The 19056-nt window shown below is 58.3% G+C and carries 18 protein-coding genes; 9 read left to right on the forward strand and 9 right to left on the reverse strand.

The window, feature by feature from the left end; genetic code table 11:
- Positions 1-25 precede the first annotated feature (25 nt).
- Together C1J05_RS12650 and C1J05_RS12655 are read left to right on the forward strand one after the other, a co-directional pair.
- Positions 26-1189, forward strand: a complete 1164-nt coding sequence (locus C1J05_RS12650; protein ID WP_114870560.1) for a cytochrome P450 — start codon at positions 26-28, stop codon at positions 1187-1189.
- Positions 1190-1226: 37 nt separating this feature from the next.
- Positions 1227-1922, forward strand: a complete 696-nt coding sequence (locus tag C1J05_RS12655) for a M48 family metalloprotease (protein WP_114870561.1) — start codon at positions 1227-1229, stop codon at positions 1920-1922.
- A gap of 7 nt (positions 1923-1929) precedes the next feature.
- Here the strand turns inward: C1J05_RS12655 and C1J05_RS12660 are convergent, their stop codons facing one another.
- The 5 genes from C1J05_RS12660 to C1J05_RS12680 all read right to left on the reverse strand — a co-directional run bounded on the left by C1J05_RS12660 (position 1930) and on the right by C1J05_RS12680 (position 7587).
- Positions 1930-2472 (reverse strand): RSP_2648 family PIN domain-containing protein, encoded by a 543-nt coding sequence (locus C1J05_RS12660; RefSeq protein ID WP_114870562.1) that lies wholly within the window; start codon positions 2470-2472, stop codon positions 1930-1932.
- Positions 2469-3686, reverse strand: coding sequence for an RSP_2647 family RNA methyltransferase (locus tag C1J05_RS12665; protein ID WP_114870563.1), 1218 nt, complete (start codon positions 3684-3686; stop codon positions 2469-2471). Before C1J05_RS12665 ends, C1J05_RS12660 begins: the two co-directional genes overlap by 4 nt.
- A 38-nt stretch (positions 3687-3724) precedes the next feature.
- A complete protein-coding gene (locus C1J05_RS12670) occupies positions 3725-4375 on the reverse strand; it encodes a DUF6778 family protein (RefSeq protein WP_114870564.1) in 651 nt (216 codons plus the stop codon).
- 150 nt (positions 4376-4525) lie between these two features.
- The gene (locus C1J05_RS12675; protein WP_205388945.1) at positions 4526-4795 is read right to left on the reverse strand and encodes a hypothetical protein; all 270 of its coding nucleotides are present in this window, start codon (positions 4793-4795) and stop codon (positions 4526-4528) included.
- The gene (locus C1J05_RS12680) at positions 4795-7587 is read right to left on the reverse strand and encodes a glutamine-synthetase adenylyltransferase (protein ID WP_114870566.1); all 2793 of its coding nucleotides are present in this window, start codon (positions 7585-7587) and stop codon (positions 4795-4797) included. Before C1J05_RS12680 ends, C1J05_RS12675 begins: the two co-directional genes overlap by 1 nt.
- 68 nt (positions 7588-7655) lie before the next feature.
- Here C1J05_RS12680 and C1J05_RS12685 point away from each other — a divergent pair, with 68 nt between their 5' ends.
- The 5 genes from C1J05_RS12685 (at position 7656) to C1J05_RS12705 (ending at position 11310) form a co-directional block, all read left to right on the forward strand.
- Positions 7656-8138, forward strand: coding sequence for a YbaK/EbsC family protein (locus C1J05_RS12685; protein WP_114870567.1), 483 nt, complete (start codon positions 7656-7658; stop codon positions 8136-8138).
- Between the two features lie 133 nt (positions 8139-8271).
- Complete coding sequence (locus C1J05_RS12690; protein WP_205388946.1) at positions 8272-8727, forward strand: DUF2852 domain-containing protein; 456 nt, start codon at positions 8272-8274, stop codon at positions 8725-8727.
- A gap of 67 nt (positions 8728-8794) precedes the next feature.
- On the forward strand, positions 8795-9232 hold the full coding sequence (locus C1J05_RS12695; protein WP_114870569.1) for an RDD family protein: 438 nt from the start codon (positions 8795-8797) through the stop codon (positions 9230-9232).
- A 75-nt stretch (positions 9233-9307) separates the two neighbouring features.
- Positions 9308-10126: an arginyltransferase gene (locus C1J05_RS12700; RefSeq protein ID WP_114870570.1), complete on the forward strand. Its 819-nt coding sequence runs from the start codon at positions 9308-9310 to the stop codon at positions 10124-10126.
- Positions 10127-10260: 134 nt separating this feature from the next.
- Entirely contained in the window at positions 10261-11310 is a 1050-nt protein-coding gene (locus tag C1J05_RS12705) for an alcohol dehydrogenase catalytic domain-containing protein (protein ID WP_114870571.1), read from the forward strand.
- A gap of 85 nt (positions 11311-11395) precedes the next feature.
- Here the strand turns inward: C1J05_RS12705 and C1J05_RS12710 are convergent, their stop codons facing one another.
- From C1J05_RS12710 to C1J05_RS12720, 3 genes are all read right to left on the reverse strand, one after another.
- On the reverse strand, positions 11396-13750 hold the full coding sequence (locus C1J05_RS12710) for a TRAP transporter large permease (RefSeq protein ID WP_114870572.1): 2355 nt from the start codon (positions 13748-13750) through the stop codon (positions 11396-11398).
- 17 nt (positions 13751-13767) lie between these two features.
- Positions 13768-14697: a TRAP transporter small permease subunit gene (locus tag C1J05_RS12715; RefSeq protein ID WP_114870573.1), complete on the reverse strand. Its 930-nt coding sequence runs from the start codon at positions 14695-14697 to the stop codon at positions 13768-13770.
- A gap of 142 nt (positions 14698-14839) precedes the next feature.
- Entirely contained in the window at positions 14840-15925 is a 1086-nt protein-coding gene (locus C1J05_RS12720; protein WP_114870574.1) for a TRAP transporter substrate-binding protein, read from the reverse strand.
- A gap of 259 nt (positions 15926-16184) precedes the next feature.
- Here C1J05_RS12720 and C1J05_RS12725 point away from each other — a divergent pair, with 259 nt between their 5' ends.
- Positions 16185-17633, forward strand: a complete 1449-nt coding sequence (locus tag C1J05_RS12725; protein WP_114870575.1) for a cache domain-containing protein — start codon at positions 16185-16187, stop codon at positions 17631-17633.
- The gene (locus tag C1J05_RS12730; protein ID WP_114870576.1) at positions 17630-18274 is read left to right on the forward strand and encodes a response regulator transcription factor; all 645 of its coding nucleotides are present in this window, start codon (positions 17630-17632) and stop codon (positions 18272-18274) included. Before C1J05_RS12725 ends, C1J05_RS12730 begins: the two co-directional genes overlap by 4 nt.
- Before the next feature lie 83 nt (positions 18275-18357).
- On the opposite strand, the gene C1J05_RS12735 is transcribed toward C1J05_RS12730, so the two are convergent.
- Positions 18358-19011, reverse strand: coding sequence for a hypothetical protein (locus C1J05_RS12735; protein WP_114870577.1), 654 nt, complete (start codon positions 19009-19011; stop codon positions 18358-18360).
- Positions 19012-19056 lie beyond the last annotated feature (45 nt).

The following is a 19056-nucleotide window of genomic DNA, read 5'->3' on the forward strand; positions in this document are numbered from 1 at the left end:
CGCGCGCGCGCCTTAGCGTGATGCCATGACGGATGCCCCTGTAACCCATATCGATCCCGTGGCCTTTGCTGCTGATCCCTACCCGGTTCTGGCAGAAATGCGGCGCAATGCACCCGTCACCTACGTGCCCGAACTGCGCGCAACCCTGTTTACACGCCGCGATGATATCCACGTTCAGGAAAAACGGATCGATCTGTTTTCCAGCCATCAGCCCGACGGCCTGATGACCCGCCTGATGGGCACCAACCTGATGCGCAAGGACGGCAGCGATCACATGGTGGAACGGCGCGCCCTGTTTCCCGCGCTAAGCCCGAAAACAGTGCAGACCTATTGGCTGCCCCGGTTCAAAAATGCTGCAAATTCGATCCTGAATACTCTGAAACCAAAGGGATATTGCGATCTGGTCACTGACTTTGCGATGCCGGTATCTGCCGAAGCGCTGAAAGCGATCACCGGTCTGACAGAAATGACCGCAAGCGAAATGGATGGAGTATCCCAAGCCATGATCGACGGCTGTTCGAATTATGGCGGCGATCCGGATGTAGAACGGGCCTGCCATGTCGCAACCGCGTTGATCGATACGCATATTGACAGGATTCTGGCGCGCGCCCACCCTGCCGGTGACAGATCGGCGCTGGCGGTGCAACGTGCTGCACACCTTCCGATGGACAGCCTGCGCGCCAATATCAAGCTGATCATTTCCGGCGGGCACAACGAACCGCGCGATGCCATTGCGGGAACCATCGCCACCCTTCTGGCCCATCCAGACCAACTACAACGGATCACCACAGGCAAGGCGACCTATCAGGATGCGTTTCTGGAATATGCACGCTGGATGTCACCCATTGGCATGTCGCCGCGCCGCGTAGCCCGTAACGACATTGTCAATAACATAAGCTTCACCAAGGACAGCACTGTTTTCTTTATGTTTTCATCTGCCGGTCGGGATGAAAGCCATTTTGAAAACCCCCACCTCTTCGACATCACCCGCGATACCCAGGCATCGATCCCTTTTGGCGCGGGGCCGCATTTTTGCGCCGGTGCTGCCGCCGCGCGCGCCCTGATCAGCCAGGTGGCCCTGCCGATGGCCTTTGCCGCGCTGCCTGATCTGCACCTGACTGGGCCGGTGCGCTATCACGGGTGGGCCTTTCGCGGCCCTGTATCAGTGCCGGTCGCGTGGTCTGCATGACCTTGCCGAAGGCCGCGCAACGCCCCATATCTATCCCATGATCAAGGTGATGCCCATTCTGCTGGCCGTTTTGTATGGCCTTGCCGTGTACCGGTTTTCGGTCTGGCGGACGTCTGGCGAACTGAACAGCAAATCCACTATCCTGGCCGATCCGCACCTGAATCCGCTGACCGATAAAATGGCGGCGGCGCTGGATCTGGACCGGATCAAGGTGTTCATCTACGAAATTGATCCGGTCAACGGCCTTGCCGCACCGGACGGGCGGATTTTCATCACCCGTGGCTTTTACCGCAAATTCAAACAGGGCGAGGTGACCGGAGAAGAGCTTGCCTCGGTGATCGCGCATGAACTGGGGCACGTTGCCTTGGGCCATTCACGCCGCCGGATGATCGATTTTTCAGGGCAAAACGCATTGCGTACAGCTTTGGCGATGGTTCTGGGCCGCTTCCTGCCCGGTGTCGGCGTCTGGGTGGCCAATATCGTGGCCTCTACCCTCGCCGCGCGCCTGTCACGGTCCGACGAATACGAAGCGGATGCCTATGCCGCAGCCTTGCTGACCAAGGCCGGTATCGGTGTCGGGCCGCAAAAAGAACTGTTTCGCAAACTGGAAACCCTGTCGGGTGCACGGGCGGGTGTGACCCCTGCGTGGCTGCTAAGCCATCCGAAAACCAAAGAACGGATTGCCGCACTTGAGGCGCTGGAACAGAAATGGGCGTCTCACCCGAACACGTGATGCGGCCCTAGGTTTCCAATGCCTTGCCCAGACGCGGCAGGCGGGCCTTTTTCAATAACGTCCGCATTGTCCAGGTCTGTCCCGACATCGCATTGGCCTGCGCCAGCACATCATGCGCGACCTGACCCAATACATCGGAATGTTCCAACCACAGCTGATAAAGAAACCCGTCCGGTTCGATCCGGTCAAGCCCTTCCTCGGCCAATATGTTACGGGGAAAATCTTTTCTGTTCAGTGTCATAATGGCGTCTGCTGATCCTGATATTGCGGCCGCCAGAACATGCACATCATGGCTGTCCGGCAAATAAAGCCGCGCTTCAAGCGAAGGTCGCCATTCCACCTCTGCATCGGGCCAAGCGGATTTCGTCAGGGCAATTTCACCTTGGGCCTGTGCAACGCCATCAGGGCCAAGTTTGGCAGCGGCGCGCACCCATTCTTCCAGAATGCGGGCGGACCATAGCGGCGTGAACAGACCCGCCCGCGCGACGCCCAGCACCATTTCCCGCAGCACGGTCGGATACAACACGCAGGTATCGATCAGAACCTTCACAGGCGGAAAAACAACGATTTCAGATAACCGCTTTCCGCCAGTGCGGGCATTTGCGGATGGTCCGGACCGGCAAATCCGGTATGGATCAGCGCACTGCGCCGCCCCGCACGGCCTATCCCGCGAATGGATGCCCCGCGAAACGCCGCCAGATCGGCCGCATGCGAGCAGGAACACAGGCCCAGATACCCACCGGGCCGGACCAGCCCCGCGGCCAGCCGCGCCACCCGTTCATAGGCACGCAGCCCCGCCGCCAAGGCCGGTTTGGACGGCGCAAATGCCGGCGGATCACACACCACCAGATCAAAGCTGGTCCCCTGTTGTGCAAGTGCTTCAAGCACTTCGAATGCATCGCCCTGCGTGGTCTGGAACCGATTGGCCATGCCCATTTTTTCGGCCCCCATCTGCGCCAGTGCAAGGGCGGGCGCCGACCCGTCAACCGCCTGAGCGCGTGCGGCCCCGCCCGCCAACGCCGCCAGTGAAAAGCCACCAACATGCGAAAAAACATCCAGCACATCGCCATCGCGCGCCAGTCCCGCTGCAAACGCATGATTGGGGCGCTGATCGAAATACAGCCCGGTTTTTTGCCCGCCGGTCACATCCGCCATGTAGATTGCACCATTCATCGGCACGGGTACCGGTGCATCAGAGGCTGCCCCAATCACGACCTTGTTTTCGTCATCAAGCCCTTCCAGCGCGCGGGTGCGGCCCGAAGCGTTCTTCAGAACCGTCGTCACGCCCGTCACGTCGACAAGCGCCTGCGCAAGATCGCCCAGACACAGATCGGCCCATGCCGCGTTGGGCTGCACCACGGCCACATCGCCGAAACGGTCAATCACAACACCGGGCAGCCCATCGGCTTCGGCATGGATCAGGCGGTAAAACGGCTGTTCGTACAACCGCGTGCGCATCGACAACGCATGGCGCAGATGCTGCGCGAACCAGACTTTATCGATCACGGCTGTGGTATCGGCATCCAGCATTCTGCAAAAGATTTTCGACGACGGATTAACGGCAACCAGCCCCATAGGCCGGCGCTCACCATCCTCGAGAACAGCAAGTGTACCGGCGGCCAGCGCCTTGGTGCGCCGGTCCAGCACAACTTCGTTGGCATAGACCCACGGCATGCCGTGGCGGATCGCGCGGGCATTGGCTTTGGGCAACAACCGAACGACGGGCCGGTTTTCGGGGGCGGGATCTGGGGAAAGCGCTGTCATGGCGCTGTCCTAGTCTGTCTGTGCGCTTTGTGAAAGCCCTAGGTGTTGTTGATCGTCTGAAGAACCCCCAGACGGGCATTGCTGTAACCGCCGGGAACGCTCAACTCCACAACAATTACGTTTGCCAAGTGGTTGGTAATACGAAATTTTTGTGTAAACCCTTGTGCATCCGCGGCAATCGCATCATCGCCGCCATATCCGGGAAGATCCGCCTGAACGATACGGGGTTCGCCCACGGCTTGCCCGGTTTGTGGATCAAGCAGCGTCACCTTGAAGGTAATCGAATGCACCCCGCCCACCGAATAGCGCGCTTTTTGCGTCAGGGCGTGAAAGCGTAATACTTCAATGTCGAGATCGTAAGTTGACGGACCGTCCAGCGTGGCCACACCGCGCCCGATACCGTCCTCGAATATCGCCTTAACCTGCGCCCGGCGATCACCGGGCGGGTCTTCGCGCCAAACGATGTCACCCGACGGGTAATATCTGTTTTCCTCGGACACAACCAAGGTATCGGGCACGCGAATGGTGACGTTCGAAATACTGAGGTCCGCATCGGGATTGGTGATCACGATGTCGGAATTGGCAGCTTGCGATATGGCATCGGCATCGGCTGAATTCTTGCGCGCAGACGCGCACGCGGACAGCGACAGCCCCAAAGCCAGGATTATGATTGCTCGTACAAATATCATCTTTACAGTTACCTTTCTGGCCCGGACTCCGGGAAACTTGCATTGTTGTCCATAGTTACAAAATCTGGCCGATTTACGATGATTTCGCAGCATAAAGGCGACAATTAGGCGATAAACCGCGCGTTTTCACCTGTTTTTTTTGCGGGCCCGTCAATTGCGCGGGCGCGAGCGCCAACCGCCACGGCGCCGTGGTGCCTGCATCGCGTGCAACCCTTCTTTCATCACACCCGTCATCGGGTGCTCGGGCGCGGTGGTGCCGTATTGCCCGATCAATGCCCTCAGGGCCGCTGCCGTATCATTTTCCAGCGGAACACTCAGCGCCCAGTCCAGAAAGATAGAACGGCATTCCCCGGCACTTATCCCGTCAATCCGGTAGGCCTCGAAAATCAGGCCCTTGGGGTCGTGTTCATCACCTTTCATCACTCGTCTTCCATTTCCGTCACGGCAAAATGCGCGTCTATCGCCTGTGCTGCTGCCTGCCAAGCCGACGCCAGATCGGCCGACAGCGCATCCAGATCGCTATGGCCGGTCTGTCGCGTCAGAAAGGCCGCGCCGCCCTGCCCGATCTGGTCGGAGTTCGGCAGCGTCTCGCTCAGCAGGCGGATCGACAATTGCGTGGTCCAGCTAAGCCGGTAGGCATGCAGCAATGCTGCCTTGCCTGCGTCATCCAGCCAGCCGATTGCGACAGCCCCGTCCAATCCCGATGCAACATCACGCGCCGGTCCGCCCTGTACCAGGGCGCCTGCTTGCGCCACAAGTTCGATATCCTGCATCCGGCCCGGTCCGATCTTGGTATCCCAAGGGCCATTCGGCGTTTTCGCAGCGGAAATTCTGGCCCGCATCCGGGCCACTTCGGCGCGCACGTCTTCGGGGTCGCGCAGTCTGGACAGGATATCGGTGCGAAACTGTTCAATCTCGGCACCAAGGTCCGGATCACCGGCCACCACACGGGCACGCGTCAGCGCCAGATGTTCCCATGTCCATGCCTGATTTTCCTGATAGTCGCGAAAACTGGCCAACGATGTTGCCACCGGCCCCTGATTGCCCGACGGGCGCAGGCGCATATCAACTTCGTACAACCGCCCCTGAGACATGCGTGCCGTCAGGGCCGTGATGAACGCCTGCGTCAGACGCGCATAATAGGGGCGCGCCGCCAACGGGCGGCGGCCATCGGACATTTCAACTCCATCGGCATCATAGATCACGATGACATCCAGGTCAGAGGACGAGGACAGCTGCCCTACCCCAAGCGAGCCCATTGCCAGAACCGACGCACCGCGCCCAGGCGGGGTGCCGTGTTTGGTCGAGAATTCGGCAACCACAACCGGCCACAGCCCGGCCAGAACTGCCTGCGCCAGATCGGCATAATGCTGCCCGGCAGTTACGGCATCCACCAGTCCACGCAGATGATGAACACCGATACGGAAATGCCATTCCTTGGCCCAGCGGCGGGTGGTGTCCAGTTTCGCCTCGTAATCGGGCTCACGTTCAAGAATAGTGTCCAGATCCGCCTTTAACGCGTCCAGTCCCGGCCAGTCTGCAAAGAAATCGCCACCGATGACGGCATCAAGCACCCCGGCATTGCGCGCCAGATGTGTAGCCAGCGCCGGCGATGTGCCGACAATATCGACCAGAAGATCGATCAGGACGGGGTTCGCCTCGAACAGCGAAAACAGCTGCACGCCGGCCGGCAATCCGGCCAGAAACCCGTCAAGCGCGCTCAGGGCTTCTTCGGGTTTGGCGGCGCGGGACAACCTTGACAGGATTTCGGGGCGCAGGCGTTTGAAAATCTGCACGGCACGATCAGAGCGGAACGCCGGATAGCTGTACCAGCGCGTCATAACGTCGGTTTCGAATTCCGGTTCGGGCTCGGGGGGCGGGGAAGCGCTGGCATCGGGCGCAAAAAACCCTTCGGTCAGCGCATGAACTTCTGTCAGACGTTCAAGAATATCCTTTTCAAGCGCCGCGCGGCTGGTGCCCATCATTGCGGCGATCCTGTCAAATCCGGCTTCGGAATTCGGCAGATCATGGGTTTGCGCATCATGCACCATCTGCAACCGGTGTTCGACCATACGATGCGCGCGGTAGTGATCGCTCAGCCGTGTCGCCACATCCTCGGGCACCCAGCCCTTGGCAGCCAGCACCCGCAATCCGTCAACCGTGCCGCGCACACGCAGATCGGTATCCCGCCCGCCGGCAATGATCTGGCGTGTCTGGGTAAAGAATTCGATCTCGCGGATGCCGCCGCGCCCCAGTTTCATGTTATGCCCCGGCAGGCTCATCGGGCCGCCCAGACCTTTGTGTTCGCGGATCCGCAGGCGCATGTCGTGGGCATCCTGAATCGCGGCGAAATCCAGATGACGGCGCCACACGAACGGGGTGAGATCGCCCAGAAACCTGTTGCCAGCCGCCAGATCGCCCGCTGCCGGACGTGCTTTGATATAAGCGGCGCGTTCCCATGTGCGCCCCAGACTTTCGTAGTAACGCATCGCCGCTTCCATCGCGATGCACACCGGGGTGACGGCAGGATCGGGGCGCAGACGCAGATCGGTCCGGAATACGTAGCCATCACCGGTCAGGTCATTCAACGCGGCACTCATCTGTCGGGTGGCGCGGATAAATGCGGTGCGGGCATCGTGAAAATCGTCCCGGTCAAACCTGCTTTCGTCAAACAGACAGATCAGATCAATATCCGAGGAATAGTTCAGTTCCCGTGCGCCCATCTTGCCCATGGCCAGAACGACCATACCGCCGGCGGTTTCGATATCATCCTCTGTCATTCCGGGAAGTTTCTTGCGGTTGATCTGGGCGGCAATGGCCGTTTTCAACGCCCGGTCACAGGCCAGATCTGCCAGATCGCTAAGCGTGGCAGTGACCTGCTCAAGGGGCCAAACGCCCCCCAGATCGGCCAGAGCCGTCAGCAAGGCGATACGTCGCTTGGCCTGTCGCAACCCTGTGTTCAGCGCATCCGGCGACAGGGCAGAACTCCGCGCAAATTCCGCCGTCACAGCGTCTTCCGGGGCGTCCAGTGCCTCGGGCAGCCAGGCGGCTTCCTTTTCGATCAGACCGCATAGATAGGGGCTGCATCCTGCCGCACCGCCCACCAGATCGGCCAGAACACCCGACAGTTCAGGCAAGGCGGCGCGCGCCTCATCTCCGCGATCCGGATCGTAGGCGACGGGCATGGACGTGATACGGTTCGAAAAACTCATGGTTCAAGGAATGCGGCGCAGGTTATATGCCGTCAATAGCAATTAAGACATGATCGAAAGGCGACATTGTGAGCAAAAGTCTGACCCGGGTGCGCGCCGCACTGGCCGCGGCGCAGCTGCGTGAAACGATCCGCGAAACCAGCGATGCCCGCACCGCGCAGGATGCCGCAGCGGCCATCGGGTGCGATGTGGACCAGATTGCAAAATCGATCATTTTCGCCCGTCAGGACGATGGGCAAGCCATTCTGTTCCTCACAGCCGGTGGCAATCAGGTCGATCTGGACGCCGCCGCACAGGTGGCAGGGGCACAACTGGGCAAGGCGGATGCCAACGCGGTGCGCGCCCAGACCGGTTTTGCCATTGGCGGTGTGTCGCCGTTGGGGCATCTGACCCCGATCCGCTGTTTCATGGACCCGCGATTGACCGAATTTACCGAAATCTGGGCAGCAGCAGCCACCCCGCGGCATGTTTTTACCGTCGCACCAGCCGATCTGATCCGCGCGACGAATGCACAGGTTGTTGATTTCACGGCGGAAATCAAAAAAATGTAAAAAAGATTCACATAGGGTCTTGCAAGGCCGACAGGGAATTCCAATCTATTAGATGTGAAGGGGATTTACATTCCTTCCAATTCTTGGACTTCCTTGCGGCGATAGTGCCGTACCCAACAACGGAGAACCCGAAATGTCTACTGTTACACACCCAACCCAGATGACCGGCCCGCGTTTCGGCTGGTTGTCCAGAACCGAGGCGTGGCTGGACGACAAAGGCAAAGGTGCCTGGATCGCGGCCATGGCGCTGGGGTTCATCTTCTTCTGGCCCGTTGGTTTGGCCCTTCTCTTTTACATGATCTGGAGCAAACGCATGTTCAATTCTTCCTGTAGCCGCCGCACAAACGCAAAGGCATGGTCGCGCACCGCAAGAACGGCAATGTCCACCACCGGCAACAGCGCCTTTGACGCCTACAAGGCCGACACATTGCGCCGCCTGGAAGAAGAGCAGATGAATTTCGAAAGCTTTCTGGAACGTCTGCGCGAAGCCAAGGACAAATCCGAGTTTGACCAGTTCATGGACGAACGCGCCCGCAAGGCGAAATCGGATGCCACCAATGCAGACGACGCATCTGACAAAACCATCTGACCCTGATATAACCGGTGCGGCCCCCTTAAGCGGGGGCCGACCCGTTTCAACATATCACAGGCCCGAAATGACCCATTTGCCCGATCCCGTTTACCAGTCGGAATTCTATTCCAGCGTACCAGCCAAACGTCTGCTGGCATGGTGTTTCGATACCATTGTGATCCTGCTGATCTGCGTGATCATCGGCCTGCTGACGGTGACGCTGGCGTTCTGGGTTTTTCCGCTATTGGTTCTGACAGTCAGCTTCATTTATCGGCTTTTGACGATTTCAAACCGGTCCGCGACATGGGGCATGCGCCTTATGAACATCGAATTCCGCCGAAATGACGGCATGAAATTCGACTTTGCCACGGCGTTTCTTCACACTCTGGGCTACATCTTTTCTGTAGGATTACCGCTGATCCAATTGGTTTCTGTCGTGCTTATGGCAACATCACAGCGCGGTCAGGGTCTGACCGACATGGTGCTTGGAACCACTGCCCTGAACCGGCGTGGGCCGGTTTAAGAACCCTGTAATATCAACGCTTGGCCTGACGCAAATCCATTGTTATCATCCCGACATTCTGACGTCGGACCTGAAATGCGCCACACGCTTCCCATAGCGCCCCAATTCTATGTGACGGCCCCGCAACCGTGCCCCTATCTGGACGACCGGATGGAGCGCAAGCTATTTACCGCGTTGCAGGGCGAGAACGCGGAAAAGCTGAATGACAGCTTGTCCCAGCAGGGATTCCGCCGGTCACAGAATGTGCTGTACCGTCCGTCCTGTGCGGATTGTTCCGCCTGTTTGTCGGCGCGCATTGATGTGTCGGCGTTTCGCCCATCCAAAAGCCAGAAACGCACATTGCGGCGCAACGCGCGTATCACCCGCCGCGCCACGGCGCCATGGGCCACAGAAGATCAATATGCGCTGTTTCGCAGCTATCTGGACAGCCGCCATGCGACCGGCGGTATGGCCGATATGGATGTGTTCGAATTCGCCGCGATGATCGAGGAAACCCCGATCCGAAGCCGCGTGGTGGAATATACCGATCAAAGCACTGGTCAGCTTGTCGGTGTCAGCCTGACAGACGTTCTGAGCGACGGGCTGAGCATGGTGTATTCGTTTTTCGATCCCGACCGGCCCCGCAACAGTCTGGGCACCTACCTGATCCTGGATCATATCGAAATCGCGCGTGATGCGGGGCTGCCTTATGTCTATCTGGGCTACTGGGTGCCCGGCAGTCAGAAAATGGGCTACAAGGCCAAGTTTTCCGGGCTGGAAGTCTACTTTGGCGGTGCATGGCAGAAAATGCGCGATCCTGCGGCCTACAGTTCCGACCGCCACCCGCTGTCGACGGACCCGATTGCCGAACAGGTTGCCAACATCTTTCTGCCGGACAAGCATCCGACGCGCTGACGAGCGCGCGCACGCTCAACACGATCACACTGCTTTTCGATGTCTTGTTTGTGCCTGCATTTGTCGAGATTGACACAGGCGGGGCAAGGCACCTTCCGGTATTCATCAGGAAACCCTGATGCAAAGTGTTCCCGATGAAAGCTGCTGTCCTCCACCGGTTCAACGACGATATTCCCCTGGAAACGGTGAAAGACCCCGAATGCCCGCCGGACGGGGTGATCGTGGGCGTAAAGGCCTGCGGCGTGTGCCGTTCGGATCACCACACCTGGGTCGGCGCAGAAGCAGACCTGTCCCTGCCCCATGTCATGGGCCATGAATTCGCAGGCATCATTCAGGAGGTCGGGGCAGATTGTACTAGCTTCCAAAAGGGCGACCGTGTCACGGCCCCCTTCATTCTGGGCTGCGGGCACTGTCCTGATTGCGTTGGCGGCCAGCCGACGATCTGTGAAAGCCAAAGACTGGTCGGGTTCACCCAATGGGGTGCCTTTGCCGAACGTGTCGCGGTGCAGACCGCTGATTTCAATCTGGTCAGACTGCCTGACAGCGTGGATTATGCCGAAGCCGCCGGAATGGGGTGCCGCGTCACGACCGCGTGGCGCGGGTTGCGGGAACGGGCAAATCTTCAACCGGATGAATGGATTGCCGTGCATGGCTGCGGCGGTGTGGGCCTGTCGGCGATCATGCTGGCATCGGCACTGTCCGCCCGCATTGTCGCGGTGGATGTGTCGGAGGACGCATTGAAAAAGGCCAGGAACCTGGGCGCAGAGGTGTGTATCAACGCCGCTCAGGTCGCGGACGTCGCCGAGGCTGTCCGCGACGCAACGCAAGGGGGCGCGCATGTCTCGGTCGATGCGCTTGGCATTGCTGCAACCTTTGAAAACTCTCTGCGCTCTTTACGCAAACTGGGTCGTCATGTGCAGATCGGCATGCCGGTGGGCCCCCACGAAACCGTATCATTGCCATTGCTGGAACTGGTCTATGCCAGACAACTGGCGATTTTTGGAATGCGCGGCCTGGGTGCCGCTGGCTTTTCAACGCTGTTTGACATGGTCCTGAAGGGCAAGCTGAACCTTGGGCAACTTGTAACAGACCGCATTGCCCTGTCTGACGTTGGCAAGACACTCAAGATGATGGACCACGGCCAGACCGCAGGCATTACCGTGGTTGACCGGTTCACCGAATAGCGCCCGCACCCTTGCCAGACATTCACAATAAAGAAGGGGGCGCATTCGCCCCCTTCGTTCGTCACAATGCCTGCTTGCCGACTGTCTAGTTCGGCATCAGCGCGGGCACGATGGTCACGATCGCGGGGAAGAACCACAGGATGGCCAGCCCGACGACCTGAATAAGCACAAAGGGCGCGACACCCCGGTAGATATGCCCTGTCGTCACCTCTTTTGGCGCGACCCCGCGTAAGTAGAACAGGGCAAAGCCGAAGGGCGGTGTCAGGAACGAGGTTTGCAAGTTCACCGCAATCATGATCGTGACCCATTTCGGGTCAAACGATCCGCCGTAGATCACCGGCCCGACAATCGGAATGACGATGTAAATGATCTCAAGAAAATCAAGCACAAAACCCAGAACGAACAAGACCACCATGACCAGCAGGAACACCCTGAATTCGTTATCAAAGCTTTTCAGGAACTGCTGGATATAATGCTCTCCGCCGAACGAGATCACCACAAGGTTCAGCAATTGCGATCCGATCAGGATGGTGAACACCATCGATGTCACCTTGGCCGTTTCGCGGACAACCGGGCTCAGAATGCCGCTGCGGAACAGTGTCCAGCACGCGAACAGCAAACCGAACATCGCATAAAGATACGTTCCGTAAGCCACAAAGAACGCGATCCAGTTTTCAAACGTCACGACATCCTGATTGATCCGCAGATCGAAATTCACGCCGACCAGAATACAGATGATGATTGCAAAGGTAGACCAGATGATGACCTTGGGCGTTTTCTGTTCATCCTTCAGTTTGCGATAGGCGGCCAGCATGATCGCACCGCCAGCGCCCAAAGCCGCCGCGGGTGTCGGGTTGGTGATCCCGCCAAGGATCGAACCCAGCACGGCCACGATCAGAACCAGCGGCGGAAACACGACACGGATCAGTTCGTTCTGGGTCAGGCGCCCCACTGCCTGACGACACCCGTAAAGGATCATTGCCAGAGGGATCGCCAGCATCAACAGAGTGATCCCGGGTGTGGTTGTGGCAGAGACAAACAATATGTCCACCATCACCGCCAGCACGACACCGATCCCGCCGATCAGCAACGGCTTGGGATCGGACGAAGGCGAAATCCCCCGCGCCGTGGTCAGAACCAGCGACATCAGGATCAGCAGGATCGCGATACCGGTTCCGATGGGCGCCACACCGGCCAGCTTTTCGGCCTGCGCCTCGGCGTATTCTTCGTCGCTCAGGCGTTCGCTTTGAACAACGCCGCCCGCATCATCAATCGCCTGCTGTTCGGCCACGGCGATGTCCCATGCCTCTTGTCCGTGCAGATCGATCATCGACGCCTTGCATTCGTCGCCGACGCGCGTGCGCAGGCTGGCGCCTTCGCCGATGTCGGAAAAGGTAGATACAGTCAGATTCTGGCTGCCGATCATGTTGACACTGCCCAGCAGGATCGCCCCGCCGATCAGGGCAATCGGTGCTGCCAGAAACCATGTCAGGCCTTCACCGCGGGTGATCGGTTCCTTGTTGCTGGATCCCATTTCGACGGCAGGCGCCTTTTCGGGGTTCATCAACGCATATCCAAAGGCGTAAAGCGCATAGAGCAGCGCCAGCATGATCCCCGGCAGCAGCGCGGCCTGAAACAGCGTGCCGACCGACACAACCGCCGGTTCGCCCAGATAGGTCAGCGCGTCGGTACATCCGGCAGCAACCGCGCGTTGTTCCTGCGCGGCGGAATACAGATCGCCCGCCAATGTGCCCAGCAGAACGATCACGATCGAAGGCGGGATGATCTGCCCCAATGTGCCCGATGCGGCAATCACACCCGTGGCGATTTCAGGGGAGTAATTGTTGCGCAGCATGGTTGGCAGGGCGAGCAGACCCATGGTGACAACCGTCGCGCCGACAATCCCTGTCGAGGCGGCCAGAAACGCGCCCACAACCACAATCGACACGGCCAGACCACCGGGCAACGGGCCGAACACGCGCGCCATTGTGGTCAGCAGATCATTGGCGATCTTGGAGCGTTCCAGCGTGATCCCCATCAGAACGAACATCAGAACCGCCAGCAGCGTTTCGATGGACTGACCGGCCAGCACGCGTTCGTTCATCCTGTTGACAACAAAGGACACGTTGCGATCCAGCGCGGTTTCCCATCCTTGCGGGAATACCGGTTCGGCGATGCGTGGCATATCCGGATATCGGAAAATCGATATACTGTCTGCCTTGACCCCGGAATTCACCAGATCCCGATAGGCCTGGCTGCCAGTGTCGATCGCGGCATGTATCAGCAAACCAGCGCTGTCCAGCGCGGCGATGATGCCGAAAGAAATCACACCGGCGCCGGCAATGGCAAAAGCCACCGGAAACCCCGACAGAATACCGCCAAACAGGCAGATACATACAATAATCAGGCCAACTTCGACGCCATCAAGACCAAAAAACATCAGAACCGTCCCGTAGATTAATGTGCGCCTTCATAGGCTTCTTCACCTTCGCCCAGGGTATCCCTGTCGAGGTATTTGTTTTCGCTTTCCGGACCTTCACGCCATTCAAGGTAGGACCGGTAGAACATCGAAACCGCTTGCAAAAAGATCATCGCCGCAAAGGCGCACAACAGCACTTTGAACAGGAAATAGCCGTTAAAGCCGTTCGGGCTGAAGCCGATGGTTTCCACGTTCCAGCGCATCGCGCGCGATTTCAGCAGCAGACGGTCCAGCGTGTCGGACGCGGACGGCTTTGGCACGATCAGGTGGCGCCACATGAAATACCAGCCATACATCCATGTCAGGACAGCCATCGGCATCATGAAGAAAAGAGAACCGAACATGTCGATGATTTTTTTGGTCCGGAATTTGACGACGGAATAGAACAGATCGACCCGCACATGCCCGCCCTGCACAAAGGTGTAGGCCGCACAAAGACAAACCACCAACGCGTTGTAAAGCTTGAGCTCTTCGGCAAACCAGCTGATATCGAATTGCAGCGGAATACCAAAGCCGATGGAAATGTCGGGGCGCGTGAAAATACGCTGCATGAACACGATGACGATCTGTTGCAGTACCATCAACAGGCCCGCCCATGCGAAAAAGCGGCCCACCGTGTTGGCAAAGCCTTCCAAAACGCGGACATAGCCCCACATGATCTGGTGTCGCCACATGCCCAGTGCCGTCAGCACAAAGAACGCGGCCAGAATGACAAAGAAAAATTCGACCGAACCGCCATAATATACAAAGCGCATGACCGCTTCTTTATTGGTCCAGTCCAGCCAGAGGCCGGGATTGGTGATCGCGTAGCCGAAATTGTAAAACGCTTCGGCAAGATTGGTGAAAAACCACATCACTCCGTCTGCAAGCGCGCCAAATACGCTGGCGCCATCGGCGTTTTCTTCCATCCCGGTGTCCCCTCCCAACAGCGCAAAAGCGCGTGTCTGGTCGTCTATAATGTTCTGACCTGCAAAAAACAGGCGTCTTCAAGTATCGAAAGACAGCGCCAGTCAGCGCTGTCTTTCCATTCTTTTGATCCGCTATGGCAGATCAGCCTCCCAGAACGCGGTTACGCTGAGCAACGTAGTAGCCGTCCGATTGCAGGATCCAGTCCGAGCTGGCCGCAAGCGATGCTTCAAAGCTTGCACGGATTTCGGCAAACAGTTCGTCGCTCATGTTTTCGTCCATGACTTCCTTGGATGCGGCACCGAATGCGTCCCACACATCGTCAGGGAACTGCATGGTTTTTACGCCCTGCGCCTGAAGACGCTTCAGCGCGGCACCGTTGTTGGCCAGTGTTTCGGCCAGCTGGGTATGCGTTGTCGCCATGGCGGCGTTGGCCACGATGGCCTGATGCGCAGGTGACAGATCGTTGTAGACGTCAAGGTTCATACCAACGGCCAGACCCGAACCCGGCTCGTGGAAACCGGCGGTGTAGTAGACTTTGGCCACTTCCTGGAAACCGGCGCGTTCATCCGCAAACGGACCAACCCATTCCAGACCGTCCAGAGCGCCCGAAGACAGCGCCTGATACAGCTCGCCGCCGGGAATGTTCTGAACCGATGCGCCCAGTTTGCCCAGCACCTTGCCGCCCAGACCGGGCATGCGGAACTTCAGACCGTTAAAGTCGTTGGCCGATGTGATTTCGTTACGGAACCAGCCGCCCGACTGCGAACCGGAGTTGCCCGCAAGGAACGAACGCAGGTTAAAGATTTCACCCAGCTTGTTGTGCAGGTCCTGACCGCCACCGTGATGGTACCAGTTGGTCAGTTCTTGCGCTGTGCCGCCGAACGGAACGGCCGTGAAATAGGCATATGCCGGATGCTGGCCGATGAAATAGTAATCTGCCGAGTGATACAGATCGGCCTGACCGGACGACACTGCGTCAAACACTTCGAACGCACCCACCAGTTCGCCCGGTGCTTTCTTGTCGATGGTCAGTTGACCATCGGACATGGCGCCAACCATTTCTTCAAAATAGGTGGCGGCATCGTCAAGAACCGCAAATCCGCGCGGCCATGATGTGACCATGGTCAGGGTCCGCTGGCCTTGCGCGTATGCAGGTGCCGCCAGTGTTGTTGCCGCGGCGGCCGAGCCACCCAATGCGGATGTTTTCAAAAAGGAACGACGATCCATTAAGCAATCCTCCCAGATATAAGATGCCCTGCGCACAGCCAAAGCCAGACACACGGGCGGATCGTTTCGAGTGTCGCCACCATATGTAGACCGTTACGATTGTGAATACCTAGTACTGCGTAGAGCGCGCCGTTTTTTCGGAATTTTCTTTGGATCGACGCCATTTTTTGACCAAGACCGGAGTACATGCCGCGCTTCATGTGCGCCTGACGCCGCGCTTGCCCTTTGATTTGCGCGCGATTCGCCGTAACGGTCCCTTATGCGTTCGCTTTTTGCACGATTCCGGCCCAACTATGCCCAAAAACTGGCCTTGGTGGCATCGGTTCCACTTATTTTGGCCGTGGCTGCGATTGCGGCCTTGGTGGCTGTCCAGTCGCGTACCCTGGCGGAACGCGAAATCAAATCGCTTGAAAACCAGTTGATCGAGGCAAAGAAAGCCGAATTGCGCAATTACGTAACGCAGGCGCGCAACGGGTTCTATTTCATCTACGGGTCCGCCCAGCCCGATGACCAGCAGGCCAAGGATCAGGTCGCACAGATCCTTTCGGCGATGATTTACGGCACCGAGGGTTTTTTCTTTGTCTATGATTACGACGGCACCAATCTGGTCAGCCCGCGCCAGACCGACCGGATCAATCAGAACTGGGCGGGTCTGACTGACAGCGAAGGCACCCCCATCGTTGATGAATTCATCAATCTGGCCCGCAGCGGTGCCGGATATCACACCTTCCTGTGGCCCAAACCCTCGACCGGAGAAGAAGCGCAGATGGTGGCCTATGTCACCGGCTTTCAAAGCTGGCGTTGGGCTGTGGGCACCGGCGTGTTCATCGACGATGTGCTGGCCACCGTGGCCGCCGCCCGCGCCGAGGTTGAAACCCGCGTGGAACGCACGTTCTTTTACATCGGGGCAATTACACTGGCGGCGCTGCTGGCGGTTTTCGTATCGGGCATGGTGATCAATATCCGAGAACGGCGTCTGGCCGATGCAAAGCTGAAAAAACTGACCCAGCGTGTCTTTGATGCCCAGGAAGAAGAACGCGGGCGCGTGGCCCGTGAATTGCATGACGGCATCAGCCAGATCCTTGTCGGGGTGCGCTATGCGCTGGATACTGCACGCCGCAGGCTGGGCGCACAGGATACCGGGGCCGCCGCCCCGCTTGACAAAGGCATCGAAAATCTGGCCGAGGCCATTACCGAAGTCCGCCGTATCAGCCGCGATCTGCGCCCCGGCGTGCTGGATGATCTTGGGCTTGGCCCCGCCCTGAAAACGCTGGTGGACGAATTCAGCGCCCGCACCGGTATCGAGACAGAGTTTGACACGGTGGTGTTTCGCAACCGGCTGGGTCCGGACGCAAAAATCGCGCTTTATCGTATCGCGCAAGAGGCGCTGACCAATATCGAACGCCATTCCGGTGCGACCCGCGTCAGCGTTGACATCCGTGGCCATAAAAAAGGCGCGACCCTGCGCATCGCCGACAACGGCAGCGGCCTGTCAGACAGCGAAGACCGCCGCGCAACAGGGCTGGGTTTGCGCAACATGCAGGAACGCATTGAACAGCTTGACGGCACGTTGCGCATCTTCTCAGCCCGCAGCGGGCAATCTGGCGAGGGCACAATTATCGAGGCTCAGGTGCCGTTGACCCATCTTTTGCCACCGCAATCGAGCACCGAAACACCCAAAGAACCACCGAAAAAGGCAAGCGCATGACCGATCCTGTCTCTGTTCTGATCGTCGATGATCATCCCATGGTCGCCGAAGGCATCCAGTCCATTCTGGAAAGCTATGATGACATTCGTGTTGTCGGCACGTTGTCCAACGGGCGCGAGGCGGTGGAACAGGTGGCGCATCTGAAACCGGATGTGATCCTGATGGATCTGAACATGCCCGAACTTGGCGGATTGTCGGCCACGGAAATTCTGCTGGAGCAGGCCCCCGACACCCGCATTCTGATCCTGTCGATGCATGACAGCCCCGAATATATCGCATCCGCCCTGTCGCACGGGGCGATGGGCTATGTGCTGAAAGACGTACCGACAGACGAGATCAAGCAGGCGATTGATACAGTGATGCAGGGCAATCGCTACTTGTGCACCGGTGCCAAGGGATCGCTGGAACCCAAACCCGGCACCGAGCGCGAGGCGCTGACCGGGCGGGAACAGACCATCCTTTTGCAACTGGCCCAGGGCAAATCCAACAAGGAAGTGGCGCTTGATCTGGATATTTCCGTGCGCACCGTTGAAACCCATCGCAAGAACATCAAACGCAAACTGGGGATTTCCAGCACCGCCGGGCTGACCCGCTATGCGATGGAACACGGCGTGTTGCAGGGCACCGGCGCAGGATTGTAACGGCAACACTATCCGCACGCGCCCGGTCACGACCTTGGATCAATCTGCGGTGCAGAACCGTTAACGGGCCAAACCTGTTGCTTTCACGTTCCGGTTTGTGCCGCAGATGCATCTGACCTGAAGGCGGCAACCTGAAAACAGAAATACGTCCACGTTGCGATGCCGACAAACTTGAACCCTTCTTCCAGCGCCTGCCCCAGCCCGTAGTCTATTGGCAGGATTTCCTGCACAGCATCGACAAGCACAGACATCGCCAGCGACGTCATCGCCAGCAGGAACGCAGCCCCGTCAATTTCGAAAATCTTGGCGCGAAACCGTTTCAGCACGTACCCGATGAAAATCGCATAAAGCGGCACTATGATGCCTTCCGCAATGTAGCGGTCATGGATCAGGAAAAAGTCATCGACAGCCAGAAAAAACGAAAACCCGCCAATCAGGATCAGCAAGGTCCGGTGCGTATCGCCCACCGGAAAATCATCAGTCGCGATGCGGAAGAAACAGAAGGCCGCGCCTGACACCCATAACCAGCTGCCGATGTTGGACAGAAACCCCAGAAAGCTGGACGTGTCCGTCTGCTGTGCCGGATCTCTGGTCATTTCGATATAGCTGAAGCCCGACATCGACATGATCCAGACAGTGATCACATAAAACAAGGCAGCAGGCACGCTGCATATCAAAAGACACCGCACCACATTTCCCCAAAGAACGGTCTTTTGCATATCGGTTGTTTTGGTCACGTACTGCCCCTTTGGCTTCGCAAGACATGTTGATGTGTCTTCGGA

The organism is Sulfitobacter sp. JL08 (assembly GCF_003352045.1).
Classification (GTDB): Bacteria; Pseudomonadota; Alphaproteobacteria; order Rhodobacterales; family Rhodobacteraceae; genus JL08.

Excerpts from the sequence above, each read along its gene's own strand:
- C1J05_RS12700 (WP_114870570.1), top strand. The coding sequence starts at position 9,308 with ATGCGCCACACGCTTCCCATAGCGCCCCAATTCTATGTGACGGCCCCG.
- C1J05_RS12665 (WP_114870563.1), bottom strand. The coding sequence starts at position 3,686 with ATGACAGCGCTTTCCCCAGATCCCGCCCCCGAAAACCGGCCCGTCGTT.
- C1J05_RS12650 (WP_114870560.1), top strand. The coding sequence starts at position 26 with ATGACGGATGCCCCTGTAACCCATATCGATCCCGTGGCCTTTGCTGCT.
- C1J05_RS12725 (WP_114870575.1), top strand. The coding sequence starts at position 16,185 with ATGCGTTCGCTTTTTGCACGATTCCGGCCCAACTATGCCCAAAAACTG.
- C1J05_RS12670 (WP_114870564.1), bottom strand. The coding sequence starts at position 4,375 with ATGATATTTGTACGAGCAATCATAATCCTGGCTTTGGGGCTGTCGCTG.
- C1J05_RS12655 (WP_114870561.1), top strand. The coding sequence starts at position 1,227 with ATGATCAAGGTGATGCCCATTCTGCTGGCCGTTTTGTATGGCCTTGCC.
- C1J05_RS12675 (WP_205388945.1), bottom strand. The coding sequence starts at position 4,795 with ATGAAAGGTGATGAACACGACCCCAAGGGCCTGATTTTCGAGGCCTAC.
- C1J05_RS12695 (WP_114870569.1), top strand. The coding sequence starts at position 8,795 with ATGACCCATTTGCCCGATCCCGTTTACCAGTCGGAATTCTATTCCAGC.
- C1J05_RS12715 (WP_114870573.1), bottom strand. The coding sequence starts at position 14,697 with ATGGAAGAAAACGCCGATGGCGCCAGCGTATTTGGCGCGCTTGCAGAC.
- C1J05_RS12730 (WP_114870576.1), top strand. The coding sequence starts at position 17,630 with ATGACCGATCCTGTCTCTGTTCTGATCGTCGATGATCATCCCATGGTC.
- C1J05_RS12690 (WP_205388946.1), top strand. The coding sequence starts at position 8,272 with ATGTCTACTGTTACACACCCAACCCAGATGACCGGCCCGCGTTTCGGC.
- C1J05_RS12680 (WP_114870566.1), bottom strand. The coding sequence starts at position 7,587 with ATGAGTTTTTCGAACCGTATCACGTCCATGCCCGTCGCCTACGATCCG.
- C1J05_RS12705 (WP_114870571.1), top strand. The coding sequence starts at position 10,261 with ATGAAAGCTGCTGTCCTCCACCGGTTCAACGACGATATTCCCCTGGAA.
- C1J05_RS12720 (WP_114870574.1), bottom strand. The coding sequence starts at position 15,925 with ATGGATCGTCGTTCCTTTTTGAAAACATCCGCATTGGGTGGCTCGGCC.
- C1J05_RS12710 (WP_114870572.1), bottom strand. The coding sequence starts at position 13,750 with ATGTTTTTTGGTCTTGATGGCGTCGAAGTTGGCCTGATTATTGTATGT.